Source organism: Armatimonadota bacterium, from assembly GCA_017303935.1.
Lineage (GTDB): Bacteria > Armatimonadota > Fimbriimonadia > Fimbriimonadales > Fimbriimonadaceae > JAFLBD01.
The window spans coordinates 77005-97103 of the sequence record JAFLBD010000002.1; the positions used below are offsets into that span (position 1 = coordinate 77005).

At 53.2% G+C, this 20099-nt stretch carries 16 protein-coding genes; 15 read left to right on the plus strand and 1 reads right to left on the minus strand.

Going from position 1 to position 20099, the window contains the following annotated elements; all coding sequences use genetic code 11:
* The first annotated feature begins 125 nt into the window (after positions 1 to 125).
* The 15 genes from J0L72_04990 (at position 126) to J0L72_05060 (ending at position 19396) form a co-directional block, all read left to right on the plus strand.
* On the plus strand, positions 126 to 1367 hold the full coding sequence (locus J0L72_04990; GenBank protein ID MBN8690135.1) for an HD domain-containing protein: 1242 nt from the start codon (positions 126 to 128) through the stop codon (positions 1365 to 1367).
* Positions 1364 to 2494 carry a pilus assembly protein PilM gene (gene pilM / locus J0L72_04995; protein MBN8690136.1) on the plus strand — a complete coding sequence of 377 codons (1131 nt, stop codon included), beginning with the start codon at positions 1364 to 1366 and terminating at the stop codon, positions 2492 to 2494. Before J0L72_04990 ends, pilM begins: the two co-directional genes overlap by 4 nt.
* On the plus strand, positions 2460 to 3113 hold the full coding sequence (locus tag J0L72_05000; GenBank protein ID MBN8690137.1) for a hypothetical protein: 654 nt from the start codon (positions 2460 to 2462) through the stop codon (positions 3111 to 3113). Before pilM ends, J0L72_05000 begins: the two co-directional genes overlap by 35 nt.
* The gene (locus J0L72_05005) at positions 3094 to 3642 is read left to right on the plus strand and encodes a hypothetical protein (GenBank protein MBN8690138.1); all 549 of its coding nucleotides are present in this window, start codon (positions 3094 to 3096) and stop codon (positions 3640 to 3642) included. Before J0L72_05000 ends, J0L72_05005 begins: the two co-directional genes overlap by 20 nt.
* Positions 3639 to 4289 carry a hypothetical protein gene (locus J0L72_05010; GenBank protein ID MBN8690139.1) on the plus strand — a complete coding sequence of 217 codons (651 nt, stop codon included), beginning with the start codon at positions 3639 to 3641 and terminating at the stop codon, positions 4287 to 4289. The genes J0L72_05005 and J0L72_05010 overlap by 4 nt, the downstream gene beginning before the upstream one ends.
* Entirely contained in the window at positions 4286 to 6028 is a 1743-nt protein-coding gene (locus J0L72_05015) for a hypothetical protein (protein MBN8690140.1), read from the plus strand. Before J0L72_05010 ends, J0L72_05015 begins: the two co-directional genes overlap by 4 nt.
* A 6-nt stretch (positions 6029 to 6034) precedes the next feature.
* The gene (locus tag J0L72_05020) at positions 6035 to 7747 is read left to right on the plus strand and encodes a type II/IV secretion system protein (protein ID MBN8690141.1); all 1713 of its coding nucleotides are present in this window, start codon (positions 6035 to 6037) and stop codon (positions 7745 to 7747) included.
* Positions 7748 to 7751: 4 nt separating this feature from the next.
* A complete protein-coding gene (locus J0L72_05025) occupies positions 7752 to 8999 on the plus strand; it encodes a type II secretion system F family protein (GenBank protein ID MBN8690142.1) in 1248 nt (415 codons plus the stop codon).
* Between the two features lie 4 nt (positions 9000 to 9003).
* On the plus strand, positions 9004 to 9432 hold the full coding sequence (locus tag J0L72_05030; protein MBN8690143.1) for a type II secretion system protein GspG: 429 nt from the start codon (positions 9004 to 9006) through the stop codon (positions 9430 to 9432).
* Positions 9433 to 9499: 67 nt separating this feature from the next.
* Positions 9500 to 14017, plus strand: a complete 4518-nt coding sequence (locus J0L72_05035; GenBank protein ID MBN8690144.1) for a hypothetical protein — start codon at positions 9500 to 9502, stop codon at positions 14015 to 14017.
* 153 nt (positions 14018 to 14170) lie between these two features.
* Positions 14171 to 15877 (plus strand): BamA/TamA family outer membrane protein, encoded by a 1707-nt coding sequence (locus J0L72_05040; GenBank protein MBN8690145.1) that lies wholly within the window; start codon positions 14171 to 14173, stop codon positions 15875 to 15877.
* Positions 15878 to 15887: 10 nt separating this feature from the next.
* On the plus strand, positions 15888 to 16532 hold the full coding sequence (locus J0L72_05045) for an OmpH family outer membrane protein (protein ID MBN8690146.1): 645 nt from the start codon (positions 15888 to 15890) through the stop codon (positions 16530 to 16532).
* 52 nt (positions 16533 to 16584) lie between these two features.
* Entirely contained in the window at positions 16585 to 17571 is a 987-nt protein-coding gene (locus J0L72_05050) for a hypothetical protein (protein MBN8690147.1), read from the plus strand.
* On the plus strand, positions 17541 to 18578 hold the full coding sequence (gene lpxD, locus J0L72_05055) for a UDP-3-O-(3-hydroxymyristoyl)glucosamine N-acyltransferase (protein ID MBN8690148.1): 1038 nt from the start codon (positions 17541 to 17543) through the stop codon (positions 18576 to 18578). The genes J0L72_05050 and lpxD overlap by 31 nt, the downstream gene beginning before the upstream one ends.
* Positions 18575 to 19396 carry a UDP-3-O-acyl-N-acetylglucosamine deacetylase gene (locus tag J0L72_05060; GenBank protein ID MBN8690149.1) on the plus strand — a complete coding sequence of 274 codons (822 nt, stop codon included), beginning with the start codon at positions 18575 to 18577 and terminating at the stop codon, positions 19394 to 19396. Before lpxD ends, J0L72_05060 begins: the two co-directional genes overlap by 4 nt.
* Here the strand turns inward: J0L72_05060 and J0L72_05065 are convergent.
* On the minus strand, positions 19393 to 20055 hold the full coding sequence (locus J0L72_05065; GenBank protein ID MBN8690150.1) for a nitroreductase family protein: 663 nt from the start codon (positions 20053 to 20055) through the stop codon (positions 19393 to 19395). The genes J0L72_05060 and J0L72_05065 overlap by 4 nt on opposite strands.
* Between the last annotated feature and the right edge of the window lie 44 nt (positions 20056 to 20099).

Consider the following 20099-nt stretch of genomic DNA (forward strand, 5'->3'; position numbering starts at 1 on the left):
ATTTGACCGTCCCGGATAATCGCTCGATTTGAGGGGGCTAATCTTTTTGTCAATTGCTCCCGAATATTCAATTTGAATACCCGGCAACCTTGCTGGGCATTGCGAATTGAGGATTTATTGAAGCCATGAACACTGGCGAATGGAGTAATTACGGCAATTGGGCGATTTTGGCGACAGGCATTTTGCTTATCGCTTGGTCGGGGATTTTGTTCGCTAAGTCAAAGAATCGTTCAAAGTCTGAATTGATCGACTTTTTGCAAGATGCCGACCACTACACAGAGATTGGTCGTGCTATTGGAAAGGCGATTGAATTTGGATTAAAGGAAACCGGCGCAGATGCAGGTTATCTACTGTTAACAGGCAACCGAAACTCGACCGAACTTGCATTGGTCGCAGATCGTTCGACCGATCCGGGATTTATCGCTCCAACGATGTTGACGATTGGCGACGGAATTTCAGGACGAGCGTTCAATGGGAGGCAACCATTACTAGTCCGATCGAAGAAGCAGGCTGAGGCACTCGCACAAGAGTTTGCGCATCCGCCTCATTCGGTCCTTTCGATCCCAATCGAAGTCGTTGATAGCTCTTCGCCCGAAGGCCATTCGGTACGTCGCCCCGTCGGCGTGCTGACATTTGTGGTGACTAAGCCTAAATCGAGGCTTACAAAGAACGCCATGTCGGTTGGAGCAGCCTATTCCAGCATCGTCTCGCTCTTGGTCAACAATCTCATGATGATGCAGTTTGCCCATGAAACGATCATGGATTCGCTGCAAGAAATTTCTCACCTTATCGAGGCTAAAGATCCGCTTTCTGTGGGCCACGCAAGGCGTACGGGCGAATTGGCCTTGGTGATCGCGGAACACATGGGGCTCGATAACGGAATTCAAAACGACATTCGAAATGCTGCAGCACTGATCGACCTCGGCAAGGTAGCGATTCCAGATTACATCCTGCGAAAGGATGGCCAGCTTACCGATGAAGAACTCGCAGTCGTGAAGGAACACCCGCTGGTTAGCTACAACATCTGCAACAAACTTCGGCTTCCCGAATCTGTTTTGATGCTTGTTCGGAACCACCACGAACGACTTGATGGCAGTGGATATCCAGATGGACTGAAGGCCGGCGAGTTGCCGTTGCCTCTTCGCGTGCTGAGTATCGCCGACACGTTCGATGCGATGAAGTGCAACCGGTATCACCGCCAGGGCATGTCAAACCCCGAAATCATCACGACTCTGGTTCGCGAATCGGGCACCAAATTTGATCCAGCGGTCGTCCAGGCAGTCCAGCAATTGCTTGAGTCCGGCGCAATTGACCAGATTTACAGCGGATTCGCTGAACAGAACGGCACTTTCCTGAGGGCAGCATGAAGAACCAGGTCGTCGGTGTAGAGATTGGTAGCGGAGCGGTACGAATTGTGACCGCGATTCCCGATCGATTCCCGATCGTGACCGGAGTCCATCACTTGCCTTTTCATGGATTGCGGCACGGCGCACTGGAAGAACAGCAGGTTCTTGTCGCGACGTTGCTGAAGGACTTCGTCAAACAGCACGATTTGGTTGGACTGCCCACTGTTTTCAGCGTCCCTTCTGAATTTGCAAGCTTGTATTGGACCAAGCTCCCGAAAGTGCGCCGCGAAGAACTCGCGGAACTTGCGATTTATAAGCTCAAAGACCAGCTGGTCGGTGATTCGTCGGACCTTTCGGTCGGCGTCGTTCCCGTCAGTGTGGACGAGCACGACAACTACGAGTCTTTGGTGATTTCTATCCCCAAGGGCCTCGTACGCGAGCGAGCTGACGCCATCATCGAGTCCGGACTCGTTCCTGCAGGATGCGAGCTTGAAGCACAGTCGCTCCTTCGCCTGATGCAACACGACCTCGAGTCGATGAGCAGCCTGGCACGACAGATGTCCATGACCCTGGTCGATATCGGTTTGGAACGAACTCGATTCTTGGTGATGCAGAACCTCAGGCTGCAATTTGTCCGTGGAATTCGATTTGGCGCACGCCGAGTCCTTGAAGCCATCGCCGAGCAAGGTGGGTTTTCTGAAGTCGAAGCGGCTGAAATTTTGGATTCAGGCAAGGCAAAGTTGACCCTGACTGCTCAGCTTGAAGTCGAGCACAACGGAAACCACGTCACTTATGACCTGAAGGAACCGATGGAATCGCTCATTCGCGAACTCCAAAGACTGTCTAGCTACTTCCGCACGCTGAAGTCCGACCGGAGCTATTCAGGCATTCTTGAGCGCTTGGTTCTAGCCGGAGAATTGGTGTCAGTCGAAGGTTTTGCCGAATTCATTGGCAAGATGATGCACACCCGAATCCAGCTCATCAACCCGTTTGATGCTGCCCGACTGGAAATCGATATTGACCAATTGGACAGCGTGAGCAAGACGCCGCACCGATTCGCCGTTGCCACAGGATTGGCACTTAGCCCCTACACCCTCGAAAAGGAGAATTCTCATGGTCGCCGAGCGACAGACGCAATCGCTGCCTAAACAAGAGATCGTCGATATTTCGGTGAATCTGCTTCACCAGATCTTTTCTGATCAAGCTGCCACGCGCGCGAAGAAGACCCGCGAAACGCTGATTTCGATCGGCGCAATGTTGGTTGCTAGCCTCTTTGTCGGGGGACTCGCGATCGAGTTTTTGGGCGAGCGCGAACATTCTGCTTCATTGGCCACAGAACTCGACAAGGAGAAATCCAAGCTCAAACAGCTCGGAGGCGTCCCCGTCGAAGAGATCAGCGAAGAAGTGAAGCGACTTCCTGGGCAGTACAAGGATCACAACTCCAATCTTGTGCTGTGGATGGGGTCGGTGCTTGCTAATGTCGAAGGCCCGATGAATCTTCTCAACATGAAGTTCTCGACCTCTGAGACAGGCTCCTTGAGCTTGACCGGTTCGGCCAAAACAAACGACATCACAGCGGTTCGAACCATGCTGGACAAAGTTCAAGGAGACGTTCCAACCGTGCTTGGAATGATCTCCGGAGTCACCCACGACTCGACCGAACAAGTCGGGATCGTCACCGTTCAATTTGAGATTCAACAAAAGCCTTCTGAGTTGAAGGCTGCAACACCACCATCGGAGGATACAAATGCCAAAACTACCAACTAACCCTTTGGTTAAATTCGCGTTAGGAATTGGAGTCATCGGCTCGATCGCCCTAGGCGGGTTGATCTACCTCGAGAAGGGTAACCAAGACGGAATTTCTGCCGAGATCGCTAAGAACAAGCTAGCTGTTGATGCTGCTGAGAACCACCAATCAAGCGTGGCCAGCATCGGAATCACACAGCAAGGCCCGAGGATGCGAGTACTCGGAGAATTTGGAACCAAGATCGAATCGACGGTTTTGGATTCCGGCGCGACGCTGACGCAAATGCAGTTTCAGCCGAACGCAGTGCCTCTAACGATCGGGTCGCGACGAAAGAAGACGCCCACCGGCTGGGAGCAAAACTCCCTAGGCTTCGTTGTCGAAGGAACGACGATGCAAGTTTTCCTTGCTCTTCGAGCCATATCACAAATCGATGCCCCGTTCAGAATGAACGAAGTTGGATTTAACCGTTTGGTTAAACCTTCTGGTCAATCGGTTTTGACAGCGAATGTTTCACTCACTCTTCTAGCCCGAAAGGAAGGCTCAGTATGAAGAACAATCAACGCACTCTGCTCATTGCGATGGGCGTAGTTTTTGTTGGAGCGATCGGCTACATGCTCACCACCATGGGCTCTGGTCCGGCTCCGGCCCAATCAGCGACGAAGGATGGAAAAGGATCCGGCAAATCGGCTTCTGGTCATTCTGAGCCGGTCGTTCGGATCGCACCATTCGAGAAAGACCCGTTTGCAGATTGGCAAGCCTCAACGGCTTCGGTCGAGACGGTCACTCAACAGCCTACTGGCGAAATTCAGCAACCTGCACCAAGTGCAAGCGGAGTTTCACCAAATGGTCAATCTGGCCCGGCGAACGAAATCGTGCCGATCTCACCTGGACAAATCCAAGGCAGCTTGCCAAGCAATTTGCCAAATCTGCCCAATGCAACGAACCCCGCAACCGGAGCGCCAAATGGTCCTGACTTAGGGGACTATCCGAAGCTTGCGGTTCGAGGAGTGATGGGCTCAAAGAATGAAACCAAGGTGTACATCAGCATCGACGGTGGAACCGCCGAAGCTTTTGTTCTGAATGCTGCCGTGGAAGACCTCGGAAGAATCGTTGCGATCACCGAAAACGCTATCGAATTTACTTACAAGAATAAGACAATCCGGATCAAGGTTGGTCAGGAGATTGAACTGAAATGAAAAACCTGCGATTATTGATGTTGGCGACCTGGACCTTGCTTTCTGCAACGGCTGCCGTTTCGCAAGCTGACCAAGTTTCAACAAGCACCGGCGAGACGATTCAAACCGTCACGACGGTGACCGCGCTTGAACCAGAAGTGAGCCACACCGTGGTTCGAAAACACTCGACTTCATCGCGACGAACTCGATCTAACCATTCGGTTAAATCGGCTAGCGTGCGAAGTAGTGCTCCACAAGAAGCTGTTGTCAAACCGCTTTCTTATACAAAGGGCGAGCTTGTCGGACCGATTGGCAACTCTAACCAATTGGTTAGCGATGTCGTGAATTCAGCTGTTGTTGAGCTCAACATCGCAGGCGATTCCTCCGAAAAGCCAGCATCAAAATCTGACAACAAGTCCGATGCTGATAAGCCAAAGGAGATCGCAATTCACGTGGTGGATTGGTCGCTGGCAGAGGTCGTCGCAAGCATCACACACGAAACAGGTGTGAATATTGTTTTGGCATCTCCTGCGAATCCGAAGGTCACTCTTCGATTGGAAATGATGCCAGTAGGAGATGTAGTCCGAGTCTTGGCTTCAGTTGCTGCAATGCAAAGTGTGCAACTCAAGAGTGGCGGATATGTAATCGCGCCGACCGAGATTCTGAAGAATTCATTCCCTGCGGAATATGAAGAGCAAATCGGATCGCTAAATCCAACTGCAGCACCCAATGGTGGAACGAAGCCTGCTGTCAAGGCGGAAGATATGGCAATCGAGATCTACGAGGTCCAGCATGTCAAACCTTCCGAATTGGCCGAAGCCATTCAAAGCGTCTTCCCAGATACCGGTCTCATCATCCGCGTCGGGCCAGGCAAGCGATTGCCTTCCGCGATTGATGGAACAAAATCGGGCTCTGGTTCTGGATCAGGCGGTTCGGGTTCTGGCAGCGGCTCTGCACCAACGCCAACCGGAATCACCACTAGCACATCTGGCAATGGTGGACGCACGCTCATCTTCCGAGGTCCAAAAGGGATCGTTCAATCGGCATCTCAGCTTGCCAAACAGCTCGATGTCAAGTTGCCGCAAGTTGGTCTGAAGGTCCAGATCCACGACATTACTGATGACTCTTTACGAGATCTCGGCGTGTCTTGGCAAGATTCGACCGGTACAAAAATCACGGAAGACAACTCGACGCGAAGCGACATCAACTTCGGAAGTTTCGCGCGATCGCCACTCGCTTTCAATGCGACTTTGCGACACCTCGAAAAGACGAACAAGGCCAAGCTTCTTGCCCAACCAAACGTCACCGCTTTGGATGGCGAGAACGCCTACATTCTGATCGGTGATCGACTCAACTATCCAGTTGTGACCAGCTTCACCGATGCCGGACAACCAATTTTTGACGTCCGCGAAGAGCGTGTGGGTATCTACCTTCAGTTCAGCGCGACGGTGAATGACGGTAACTTGATCACTCTCAATCTGTACCCACAGGTTTCGACTGTCACCGGGTTCTTGGAAGTCGGCAATCAAGGCAGCTATCCACAAATCTCAACTCGAGAAGCTAAGACTTCGGTCCGGGTGAAGAACGGTGAAACAGTGGTCATTGGCGGACTCTTGCGCGACGAAGAAATTCGATCAATCGAACGAGTTCCTGTCCTTGGCAAGATTCCAATCTTGGGCGAGCTCTTTACCCGCCGAAAGAACACAAAAGAGAAGTCACAGGTTGTGATCTCGATCACACCGACGATCATCGGAGACTAACAAAAGATGCTCTCAGAGCGAACTCTAGAAGATATCTTGATTGACGAGGGCTTGGTTCAGCCCTCCGAAATCCACTCGCTGCTCGATTCTCGGTTAACCACCGATGAATCGATCATCGATGTACTTGCGCGTACCAACCGCATCACTGATTTTCAACGGATCAAGTGTCTCGGGTTAGCGACGGGCATTCCGGTATGCGATATCAAGAATATCGAGCTTGATTCGGGCCTCGTCAAGATGATTCCAAAGCGGCTGGCGACACGTCGGATGTGCGTCGTCTTGGACGCCACCGATTCGGCAGCAACCGTTGCAATGGCGAATCCGCTTGATTTGAGCGCGATTGACGAACTCAGCAAGGAACTTGATCTCGACGTTGACCCGATGTGGGCGGTCGAGGCCGATTTGTTGGAGATTCTCGCGAATGTCCACGGAGGCACCAGCGACGTTCAAGAGATCATCTTGGAGGCTAGCCGAGACCTAGAAGCGTCCGGCATCGAGCTCAATAAGGGCGAGCAGGAAGAAGAAGCGGTTAACCTGGTTGAGCTGCGCGAGGTGGCCGAAGGTGGCCCTGTCGTCCAGTTGGCCAACGCCCTCTTTGCCCAGGCAATCAAGTACCGCGCTAGCGATATTCATGTGGAACCCTCAAAGGGCAATGTCCGAGTTCGATTCCGAATCGACGGCGTGCTCAAAGAGATCATGGAGTTTCCAAGGGAAGTCCACCGAGCGGTGGTTTCTCGCGTCAAGATCGTAAGCGGCCTCGATATTGCAGAGCGACGCGTGCCACAAGACGGTCGCTGTTCGCTGGTCACTGCAGAAGGCGAGTTCGACTTCCGTGTCGCGACATACCCGAGTGTCAACGGCGAAAAAATTTGTATTCGCGTACTCGATAAGCGAAAGAGCAATCAGGACGTTGAACTATTAGGAATTCACCCGACGGTCGTCCAACAAATCAAGCAATGCGCCGAGTCTTCGCAAGGTTTGATCCTGGTGAACGGCCCGACGGGAAGCGGTAAGACAACCACGCTCTATTCGTTGTTGAATTACCTGAACAACTCTCAGCGGCACATCATCACGGTCGAAGATCCTGTGGAGTACCAACTCGACGGCATCATTCAAGGCAATGTCAACAAGGCGGCCGGGATGACGTTTGCCACCGGACTCAGGGCGATGCTGCGGCAAGACCCAGACGTTATTCTCGTCGGTGAAAGTCGTGACCCCGAAACAGCAAAAACGGCTATCGAAGCCGCGCTCACTGGGCACATGGTTTTGACCAGTCTTCACGCCAACGATTCCGCGGCAGCGGTCACCCGATTGCTAGAAATGGGAATCGAAGACTTTTTGCTGAGCGCTTCACTTACTTGTTCGATGGCACAGCGACTTGTGCGGACTATTTGTCCAAAGTGCACCGCAACTTATAAGCCAGACCCGACTCTGATTTCACGTCTTAAGCTGGACCCTGATCGGGAGCATGTACACGGTGCTGGATGCGATTTCTGCGCTGGAACTGGCTACAAGGGCCGAATGGGTGTCTACGAGCTTTTGATCGCGGACAATGAGGTTCGGCAGATGATCTCTGATCATAAAACCAGCACCGAAATCATGCAACGGATGATTGCCAGGGGCATGAGAACGATGCTGGACGATGCCAAAGACAAACTGCTCCAGGGCAAGACCACTGTCGAAGAAGTTCTGAGAGTTGTCGCGGTGGAGGTCGAGTAAGTCGATGCACGCCTACAAGTACACCGCGATCAACCCTAGCGGCAAGCGAGTCACGGGTGAAATCACCTCGGCTTCATCCGCTGAGGCAGAACGAACTTTGGCTGAGCAACAAGTGTTTGTCACCAAAATTGAACCTGCGGGTCCAAACTTGGTGGTGAAAGAAGGCGGCGCAGACAAAGAACGCTCTGGGATCAATCGTCAAATCGGCAAAACCAAGCCACCGAAAATTGACGACGTGTGCGAGATGCTGCGTGCGCTATCAGTGATGGTCGAATCCGGTGTTCCCGTTGTCGAAGGGCTCCAGTCCATTGTCGAGAATGGCAGCACCAAGGGCATTCAGGATGTCGCGAAAGCGGTTCGATCCGATGTCATGGGCGGTCTAACTCTCAGCCAGGCGCTTTCCAAACACCCGCGTGTGTTTCCGCAAGTTGTGGTGGATATGATCGCCGTTTCGGACGAAAACGGCAAGATGGTCGAAACGTTCAACAACGTGATCGCCTATCTCGACCGCAACAGCGCTGTCAAAAAGAACATCATCGCTTCGTTGACCTACCCAGGAATCTTGATCGGCGCATCCGGCACCGCTTTCATGGTGTTGATCGTGGTCATTTTGCCGACCTTCCATGAGGCATTTGGCTCTCTCGGTGTCCAGCTTCCGTGGTTTACGGTGCGGCTGATGGAACTCGGAATTTTCATCAAGTCCAAGCCATTGTATATCCTTGCTGGGATGGTCGGTGGCTACTTTGGCATCAAAAAAGCGCTACGCGTCCCGAAGGTGGGCCGCTATGTAGCGCTAGTTTTATACAAACTTCCGATCGTTGGCGCAATTATCACTGATATCGCCCGAAATCGATCTCTTCGAACGCTGGGGTCATTGCTATCCACAAGTGTTCCGATTATTGATGCGATTCGATACGCGAGCCGCGTTTCTGGGCACCTGTTGCTGCAGAACGCATGGGACCATGTCGCGATCTCAGTAGGTAATGGCGGAACAGTTTCCGAATCCATGGCGGCCACCAAGATGTTCCCCAAAATGGTGATCCAAATGGTTGCCGTTGGCGAGCGGTCTGGGCGCGTCGCTGAAATGATCACCACCCTCACCGAGCACAGCGAAAATCAAACCGAGCGCAAGATCAAATCTGCAGTTTCAATGCTCGAACCGTTGGTCATCATCGGAATGGGAATTTTGGTCGGAATGATCACGATGTCCATCTTGATGCCACTGTTCTCGATCAGTAACAACGTTCAATAAACTCATGAAACGACTTCGAAAAGGATTTACACTCACCGAAATCATGACCGTCGTGTCGATCATTGGATTGCTTTCTGCGATGGCAGTGCCGCAATACATGACATCAGTTCGACGGTCTCGTGAAAATTCGCTTCGAGCCACCTTGGCCGTCGTTAGGAGCGCTGTAGATGCGTATCGAAACGATACTGGAGCATTCCCAGCCGCGATCTCGGACCTGTCATCGACATCGGCGCCTGCATCAGGTCTCAGCAGCACCGCCGCGACCGTCACGATCACTTCGTCAGACTGGCGCGGGCCGTACCTGCGCGCAGTTCCGACCGATCCCGTTTCTGGAAGCGCATTCACCTACTCGACTACCTCTGGAACCGTCGGGAACGTGAGCTCTTCTGCCAGCGGGAACGATTCGCGGGGTACCGCATTTTCAACGTACTGAACCCGTAAACTCGGAACGAGTCTCGCGAGCCAAACGTCTCTTGTTTGCTCGCGAGATTTGTGCATTTATGGGCCCTCTCAATAGGATCACCAAAAGGCTTGCGGGGCTGAGCGCCAACACACTGGTTCTGCCCCCGCTGCTCCTCGGTGCCTGGGCCGCGATCTACTTTTTCGAAACCTATAACTTCATTTCCGCTCCTGGTTTGGGCGCAAATTTCGAATATGAAAGCGCTAAAGGCAAGGTCAAAGTACGCGCAAAATCCTATTCCTTCGACGCGAAAGCGCAACGGCTAGAGGCTCTGGGGCTGCGAATTGAAGATCCTGCGGGCAAAATTATTGCTTCTGCCAGGCGAGTCGTCGTTTTGCGCGAGACAACAGGGAACGTCCACGTTGAAGCGTTTGGCGTCCTCGGAGACATCACCCGATTCAAAGACGGCAGTTTCTCATTTGACTCAATTCTGCCAAAGCCCACAGAGGAGAAGGGTCCCGAGAATGCGGTTACGGTCGTCGTTCACGAAGCAAATTTAAAGTACACCGACGAATCTAGAAGCAAAGTTCTTCGGATGAATATCAGCGTGGATGAACTCGAGGCTCTTGGTGCGGGCAACAACTGGCTGGCCAAAGGCAAAGTGAGCATCCCAGGGTCAGGTACATTCCCCGCCCGATTCTTAGTGGCCGACGACCAGTCGGCTCAAGCGGACCTGTTTCTCAAAAACACCACCATTGATCCGATCCTTCCATTGATTGAACGATACTTACCAAATGGTGAAACTCTGCCGTTCTCAGGCAAAGGGATCACGGCAAGCGGGAAATTGCAGGTCGACGCGGCAGCCAGGCTTGCCCCGAAGTTCTATGGTTCTATCAGTTTGGTTGCTAACCAATTGGTTAATAATGAGATCATCGCGCAGTCAGTTCGGTCGAATTTGAATCTGTATGGTCAACGAACAGTGTTCCGGGGAGACGCGATCTTGAACCGGGCAAAAGTTCAAGTCGAGCAAGGTTCGCTGGATTGGACAAAGCAAATGCGTGTCGTGGCTCAACTGAAATCAGAGTTCGGTTCCTTAAACGACCTTCCAGAGATTGCTAAGCGAAGAATCCCCAAAGAAGTTAAGGGGAACCGATTTTCTGCTCGCGTACTGGTCGGTTACGACCCAACATCATGGTCCATCGACGGCGATCTTTCCGCCACTGACATCGGTTACGGGACCACAACGATCACTAACCCTTTGGTGAAATTTGCTGGTGGGGCTAGCGGTGTAAGCGCGACACTTATCAAGGGCAAACTGAACAATTCGGCGGTGACGGCCGCCGTACAGTTCGAGCCTAGAACCCAGAAATACAGAGGATTGGCGAACCTCAAGAGAGCAAATTTGCAGCAACTCGCTCGAAATTCCAGGCTACCGTTATCGGGGAGTGGCGACGTCCATCTCATTTTCGAAGGGAGCCCAAAATCAACCCAACTTTGGGCTGGTAGTAACGGCGAAGCACGCTACAAATTGGACAGCGGCAAAACGATTTCAGGCAAGTACATCGCTCGCTTGCAGGGCACCCCGAATCAACTCGACCTCAATCGCCTTGTGATTTCCTCACCAAATGGTGAAATCGCCGCAAAGGGCAAGATCAGCCTCAGTAAGCAGTCGCTCGATTTGACGGTCATTGGAACCGGCATCAACATTGCGGCTTTCGCGCCGGACATTGAGGGCAAGGGCTACCTCTCCGGAGAACTCAAAGGAAAGTTCACCGACCCAACATTTGAGTCCAAAGTCGAGTTGATCAATATACAATCGGGTGAAACGGCGCTACCTTGGGTTCGCTTTGTTGCCTCTGGGAATCAGCACCGGATCGCATTTGAAGGACTTTCCGCGCAATACGGATTCACGCAATTCACTGGCAAAGGCACCTATGATCCAAAGTCGAGCCGGATTGCAGGAACGTTTGAAGCGCCGGCCATCCAAATTGCCGAGTTTTCACAGGGCCAAGCAGCTGGGCTGGTCAAACTTTCGGAAGGCAAGTTCTCGGGAACGCTAAAAAGTCCGTCCGCCACCGCCAAGCTCACGGGTGGCCCACTGGCATTTTACGGCGCGTCGCTACAAGGACTCTCTGCCGACCTCAGCTTCCAAAAAGACACCGTTAGCATCCAGGGAGGGCGAGTGACTGTTGCTGATGGAGACCAGGAAGGTGCCTTGTCCCTCAACGGAAAGTACTCGCTAGCCAATCGAGACGGCAATCTCAACGCTTGGTGGAAAGACATCCCGATTCGCCCAATCGCCCAATTTGATGATCGGTTTGCATTTAAGGGTCAGTCCAGTGGCGAGTCGAAATTGACAATTCAAAACGGCAATATCGCATCCGGCAACGTGAAGACCGGATTCAAAGACCTGTTTGTGAATGGTCAGGCGACTGGCTCTGGAAGCTTCGAGGCGAATGTCAACAACGGTGAGTGGCTCGCAAGCGGTTCGGTGGGCTCGATCGAGCGATTCTTGATGCTCAATCAAGTCCAAGTTGACAAGAATGCAAACGTCAAAGGCAACCTTGTCGCCTTCAACATCGATGGTCGCAACCTCCTTCAATTGGCAAAGCCGCTGTGGGAGGACGCCGATCCAGACGCAAAGCGAATTCTCAACGATCTCAGTGGCAACTTCTCGGGAGGTGGCACATTTGAGTGGAAGAATGACGACCTTGGAATCGCGTTTAACGAAGTCACTTTGAGCGAGATTCAATTAGGCACTCGCGCTGCAGGCCAGATTCAAGGCGACTTTTCTCGGTCGGACAAAGCTTGGCAAATCGCGAACCTCGCTTGGAAAACCGATGAGCAAATCGTGAAGGGCGGAGCGAAGATCGCTGACAATGGCCAGCTCACCGCATCGTTGGAAGCAAGCAATTTTGACCTGAACTGGCTTAATGCGATCAACAGCAAAGTGCCGCCGATCGCTGCAAAATTGGACACATCCATCGAAATCGGTGGTTCGATCGAAAGCCCTACTGGCCGCGGCTCTGCAAAGATCACGAGCATTTTGAAGGGCACAGACACGGCCGAGCCACCGACACTGGATCTGTTCGACGTTTCGCTTGAAAAGGATGCCTTCTCTGTCGAAGGGCGGTTCCAAGCGCGAGGATTCACGGGCCAGATTCGCGGCAGTGGCCCAGTGGAAGCTCTGTCGACTCAAGAGAAAGCGAATTCAAACAACTCGCTTCGGCTACAGGCCAATCTCGACGCCCGGCCGATTGCAGACTTCAAGGATCTTCTCGGGGCGATTGATCTGGAGAAAAGCCGCGGTGTCGTCGGAGGCGGACTCACCCTCCAAGGCACTCTTTCGGACTACACACTTGATGGGGGCGTGACTTTCGGTGGAACGCCGACCGAATCGGCCAAGATCGCGTTTCGCAATGCAGCGACAGAGATTCTTGACCCCAGTTTTAGCCTGAACGCCAGTAAAGACACGATTTCGATCACGGGTAGAGCCACCAGTAGTCGCGGCGGCGATGTATCGCTCGCGGCGAGCACGCCATTCCGATTGCCAGAAGACAATGCGAGTTCGGATTGGTACAAAAATCTTCCAATTCTTGGCTCGATACGGATCAACAATTTTAGAGTCTCGGAGGGCGAAGCCATCAAGAACAACTTGATCGAATCCACCATCGCTTCTCAGAATTTAGAAATTCGTGGCTCCATCGGCGAGCCTGAAATCTCAGGGGACCTTGCAGTGGCAGGCACCCAGTTCGATATCCCCGAATTTAAATCAAACGGTGATCCATTCTCTCCACCGGTGAATCCAAAGTTCGCGCTCAGCCTCACCTCGGTCGATCCACTCATCATTCGCACCGGAACTGCGATGATTGCGGCTAATGGCAGCGGAAGGCTGGACGGCACGTTGATGACCCCGATCGCAACCGGAACACTAACCGTTAAGAACGGAGTGCTAAAGCTTCCCAATGCGCGGATCAATCTTGAAGAAGGGGGCTCTATTGGAGTCAACTACCGCGGAATGTCGAACGGCGAAAGCGACATGTCTGTTCCGGTCAGCATCAGCGGGCGCACCAACGTCACCGCTCGGCGCGGTACACAGAGTTACGAACGATACGACGTCACGATCTATGTGACTGGTGACCTGCTAAAGACAGGTGATCTCAACCTGATTGGTCAAAGCGATCCGCCAGATCTTTCCAGCGCTGAAATTCTCGCGCTCCTCGGGCAGAAGGACCTACTGGAAGCTCTTGCGACTGGCGCGAGGGACACACGTTCAAGCGAATTCCGCGACGCCTTGATAGGACTCGTGGTGCCAAGCCTCACCGACCAATTCACCAGTTCGCTAGCCCAAGCGTTCAAGCTGGACTACTTTGCGGTGGAATACAACCCGTTCGAAGGCGTGGTGGTTAGCGGTGCGAAGTCGATCAATCGCTTCCTTACATTGCAGGGCCGGCGGCAGGTCACTGCGAAGAACGCATTTGAAAAGACAAAGTACGAACTCAAGCTCGTTTATCGAATTCCTTCGAAGAACGTGCTGCTGAGTCGGGCGAGATTCGGTCTCAGTACCGACCAAGACCGTCCTTGGCGCATCACGATTGAATACTCCTTCCGTCCATAATGCAGGTACACCGTACAAATATCGGCAGTGCATGATAACGTCCTTTGGTGGCGGCCGTCTAAACTACCGTAATCGGAGGGATTAGTTTTGACAAAAGGAGTTGGTTCTTTTCTGTTTTTAGCTTTGGCCGTCGCTACTTATGGCCAAAGTGCAGTGATTAAGGAAATCGTCGTTCGAGGGAACGAGCGAGTTCAATCGGAGGCGATTCGCGCGGCAATGCGTTCCGCCGAAGGTCGCCCGTATATTGAAAGCGAACTCGAGCGCGATCGGCAAAGCCTTTACAATTTGGGTGTTTTCAAGGATGTTAAGATCTTTGGCCGACCTCTCAATGACACTGAAGTTCAAGTGATCGTTGATGTCGCCGAAAACCCAGTGATCAAGGAGATCAGCGTCATTGGAAACTCGGTCATCAAAACCGAAGACATCTTGAAAGTGGTCACTCAGCAAAAGGATCAATTGCTGAATCTGAACTCTCGCCGACCGACGGCAGACGCCATCCGGGCGCTTTACGATTCGAAGGGGTACTTCGCTGAAGTTGACTTCCCAACAAATCCGGATCAGCCTGGCTCGATGGTCATTATGGTGATCGAGACCACCGTCAACGACATCGTCATCACCGGACTTACACGAACTCGAAAGCGAGTACTTGACCGACTCATCAAGACGGAAATTGGCAAGCCGCTCAACGAAGTCACCTGGGCAAACGATTTCCGACGCGTGAACAGCACTCAGTGGTTTGAGCGCGTCCAACCGGGCATTCGGCCCGCGCAAGAAATCGGTAAGGTCGATCTGCTGCTGGACTTGAAAGAAACGCGTACCGCACGGTTTGACGTAGGTGTCGCGTTGGACCCTCGGAGCAAGCTCGCTGGCACGTTCCGAATTAGCGATACCAACTTCCGCGGTCAAGGTCAAACCTTCGGTGCCAGCCTCCAGCAGGATACTTTTGGAAGTGGTGCGAGCGCTACGCTCGACTTCACAGACCCGTTTTACGACCGGTTTGACACCACGATGACGGCGCAGGTTTACAGCCGCGTCAACAACTACTTTGCCGATTTCGGTACTGGAAGCTCACTGAACTCGGACGAGCGATTCGACGAACGACGAACCGGCGCGTCGCTCAGCTTTACTCGGCCGATCAAAGGGATCGACTTCACCCTAGGCACCCAATTTGATACGGTCGAAGCCGTCAACCTCAGCCTTAGGAATCCGACCTACGTTCGCCAAGATGGTCAGGTCACCAAGTTCTTGATTCAGGCCTCTCGAGATCGCCGAGACGTTCCGCTCGATCCGTTCGAGGGTGATTATTTCCGTGCGAGCATCGAACCTGGCATTAGCAAGATCAACAAGATTGGCGGCGAGGTAGCCAGCTACACCGATGCTCTCGGTACGAATTCGTTCATGCGAACTACCGTCGAGTACAAGGCGTTTTTCAGCAAGCGACCCGCAGATCGGCGCAAGCTGAGCGACCCACGCCCAGTCCTCGCCACCCGAGCTCGGTTTGGCACCATCACCGGCACCGTTCCGTTCTACGAGCAACTGTTCGTGGGAGGATCGGATTCATTGCGCGGGTATCCGGATCAGCGATTCTGGGGCAAAACCGCGCTTTCTGGATCGCTCGAAATGCGCATCCCAGCGCCAGGCACAGACGCACTGACCATGGTCGGGTTTATCGACTATGGCGGAGCATGGGGCGGCTATTCCGGAATTTCAACATTTGATCAGAGTTCTGCGTTCAAAATGCATTTGGGCTACGGCGCGGGGCTCGGATTCCGTACTCCTCTCGGGCTTATCCGAGTTGACTTTGGTTTCACGCCAGAAGGCAAATCTCGAACTCACTTCACCGTAGGTGGCACGTTCTAAACTCATCAACATGAAAAACACATCAAACTTCTTCAAAACGTACATGGGCTGGGTTGTCGCCGCCTCCATGATGGTCTTCTTCGTCGGTTCTGGTTTCCAGCCTGCACAAGAAAAGACGGGCGTCGTTGACCTTAACAAGGTCATCCAAGAATCCAATCTCGGCAAGCAAAATTCAACCAAGTTGAACAATGCACTCGCCGTCCGCCGTGGACTGCTGGACTTCGTTACCACTTACCCGGTGGTCACGATGGAGCAAGCCAACCGGCTCAAAACACTGACGCTCAAGGATCCTCAAACCGACGCTGACAAGAAAGAAATCGACAAAATTAAGGCGGATGTTCTGGATTCGGATAAGCGACGAGCCGAACTGATGACACGGCAAAACCTCACCGAAGCTGATCGACGACAAATCGCCGAGTACTCTCAGCGAGCAGATGCAGCAGAACAGCTGGCAGCTGCGTGGGATCGTGAATTCAGCAGCGACTTGAGCAATCTGCGCGAAGAACTGCAACAGCAGACCATCGATCAAGCCAAGGCCTCGCTCGCCGCTGTCGCCAAGCAACAAGGTTTCACTACCGTGCTAGAAACCACCGTGGCTCCATACGGCGCAAACGACTTGACGACCCCAACGATCGCCGCGCTCAACAAGCGCTGAATCCGTTTAATGCCACCGAGTCCATTCAAACTCGGTGGCATTTTCTTGAACCATGTCCCGAAAATGGACACTTTTGATCTGCGCCTGCATCTCGTTGGGCGGGTGCCTCAGTCATAAACCAGAAGCGGTTTATGTCGATATCAACGCGCTAAAGAAGAACTTGCCAGGAACCTCGGCTGTCGCCGCTACGAACTCAAATCAACCCGGTTCGTCATCTGGCTCCATCCCCGGGACGTCTTCAACAACCATCTTCCTGGGTCTTTCCGAAACACAGATTGGCGATCAGCTGGAACAGCTCAAGCAAAATCAAGACAAGGCCATCCAGATCATTTTCAAGCAGCGCTTGCTCGTGCTGAATCAAGAAATCGACTCGGCCATCGCCGCGTTCGAAAAGCAAGCGGAACCCACCCACAAAGCACTGCTTGACGATGCCGTCGAACGGACCCGAATTCCATTTGATAAATACGCGCCCCAAATCGGCAAGCGGGCGATTGAATTGACAACCCTGGTTGGATTTCCCGATCCAAAAACGAATCCGCCCGAAGGAGATGATCCACAATCCAACCGCATTCGAACCAGAACCCAGGCTCTCCGGGCAGAGATTCAAGACCTCAACCGAAGCTATGAACTTGAGAGGCAGGCAATTTTAGAAAGCGCGTTCCAAGCGATCTCTGATGATTTGCGAAAGATTCGAAACAACGCCGCCACGGTTCGCCAGCAGGAATCCATCAAGCTCCTTGCCGAACTCAGGAAGATCGCAAAGTCGACCACAGAATCCATCTCCACGAGCAGCTTAAGCGGAAAATCCGATCGATTCCAATCCGTACCGCCGAAATCGATCGAGATCAAAGGCAAAGCGGGCGAGCCAATCACAATCCCCGAATTGCCAAAGTCGACAAGCTCGGACTGGTCAGCTGAGAGAATGGCGAAACTGTTCGCAACGTCCAAAGGGTACATCTTGGTAGACTCCCCATCGAAAGGGCGCGATGCGACCGCCGAATGTCGCGAATGGATGACCGTGCAATGGAGTGGACGCTAGCACAGATCGCCGAGATCATCGGCGGAGAATTGAATGGACCGCCTGACCTCAAGGTTGCGCGCCTTGTCCCCGTGCATCAGGCGTTTCCAGAAGGAATTTCATTCGCAGAAGACGATAGCTTTCTAGAAAAGGCGATCCAAAACGGGATTGGCGCGATCCTCATCAAGCCTGATATGGATGCACGTGGCATCCCTTCCATAAAGGTCGGTTCGCCTCGCCTAGCATTCGCAAAACTCCTCGCGATCTCTCAGCGGCCAGTTCCATTCGAAATCGGAATTCATCCCCAAGCAACCGTTCACCCCTCGGCAAACGTCAGTCCGACTGCCAGCATCGGCGCAGGTGCCAGAGTCGGCGCAAATTCAAGCGTGGGCGCAGGCTGCATTCTGTACCCAAATTCGGTCATCGGCGACAATTGCCACTTGGGCGAATCTGTGATTCTCCACCCAGGGGTCGTCCTGGTCCAAGATGTCACGATCGGAGATCGCACGATCATTCACGCCAATTCAGTAATCGGCGCCGACGGATTTGGCTACTATCATGATGGCACTAGGCGGGTCAAAATCCCGCAGGTCGGCGGTGTACGAATTGGAGCAGATGTCGAAATCGGCGCTTGCACCTGTGTGGACCGCGCGATGTGCGGAGACACGATCATCGGAGATGGCACCAAACTCGATAACTTGGTCCAAATCGCCCACAACGATGTGGTGGGGAGCCATACCGTCATTGCTGGTCACACTTCACTAGCCGGATCTGTAACCGTGGGGGACCATGTCACTATCGGCGGTCAGGCGGCGATCAAAGAACAAGTCAAGATCACAGACCGCGTCGCAATGGGCGGTCGAACTGGCGTGATGCAAGACATCGATCAGCCAGGAGAGTATTTCGGTACTCCTGCAGTTCCGGTCCGCGAAGAACTTCGTCGTATGGCCGCGCTTCGCCAACTGCCGGATTTGCTCAAGCGCGTCAAGGACCTCGAGCGTGAACTGGAGAAGCTCAAACAGCCATGAAGCCACGGGAGTTTGAGCGGCTTTCGCCACGGGTGGAAATTGAACTTGAAGGACCCGGGCTCCACACCGGTGCGAGTTGCAGCGTGCTCATCGCTCCAGGCAAGAACGGAATTCGGTTTTCGGATGGTGAGCGGTGGTTTAAGGCATCACCAGAGAACGTGACTGACACCCGAAGGAGTACGATGCTCGGCACGATCTCCACGATCGAGCACCTGATGAGCGCCTTTGCAGGGTTGGGGGTCACCGACGCCGATGTGTTGGTGAAAGGCGGTGAGTTGCCAGCCGCTGATGGATGCTCACAGCCCTATACACGTGCATTACTTGAAGTCGGAATGACCTACCAAGGCGTCCTTGTGGCTACTCCACCTTTTTCGCGCGTGTACGACAAGACTGAAGATCACAGCATTGCCGTCGCGGTCGGCAATGGCCACTGGCGGTACGACTACATCAACGGCACGGAATGGCCCAGACTCCAGAGCTTCGAAATCGAACTGAGCCCCGAATCCTACATGCGTGAAGTCGCGCCCGCTCGAACCTTTGGCCTCGAAGAAGAATTGCCCATCATCCGGCAAGCAGGTTTGGCACGTGGACTCGATGAGAACTCCGCCCTCGTGATCGGGACTTCGGGCTATCTCAATGCAAGCCGCTTTGACGATGAACCTGCACGCCACAAATTACTAGATCTGATCGGCGATCTGTACCTCTCTGGGTTTCCGATTCTCGGGCTAGATGTTATCGGCGAGAAGAGTGGACACCGTGCGCATGTCGGAGCAGCGGCAAAGCTCGTCCAGCATTGTAAAGTCGAGCTGTTGAGCTAGCGGACGCCAAATCCGATCGAAATCAGAAATTCCTTTAGGGTTTCTCGTCCTTCCAGATTTGGACTACTGATCCGCTTTGAAGAGTGAGTGCGCCAGCTGGTTCCGAGTCCGCGCCTGGCATAAAAAGGCTCCATTCGCTGGTCATAGTCCCCGATCCCAGCTTCTGGATCATAGCTTTCCTTGAACCAGACCACTTTTTGGCTCAGTCGAGGCTTGACGCTTGGCAATCGGTCTAGATCGGGATATCCCAGGCAGAGGCCAAATGGGGAAAATGTTCCTTCTGGGAGTCCCAGCAACGCCCTAATTTCCGACGGATGGTTCCGCATTGCGCCGATATAACAAACGCCCAATCCGGCCGATTCAGCCGCGCAGACAAACCGTTCTGCCGCCAATGCGACATCGATGTACGCCATCAGCGCAAATTCTGTGTAGTCCAGTGATTCGGCTGTTCCATCGACTTGCCATGAGGCTTGGCGGATTCGATGATGGTCTGCAATAAAGGCAAAAAACCATGGCGCGTGATGCACCTGATCCTGGTCTGAACAAAATTCGGCGATCTTCTTGCGCCGCGCGGCATCTTGTACGGAGACAATCGACCAAAGCTGTAAATTGCTGCTTGTCGATGCCGATTGCGCAGCAGCAACTAATCCGGAGATCAGAGATTCTGGTACCGGCTCATCCGAGAACTTACGAACCGATCGAT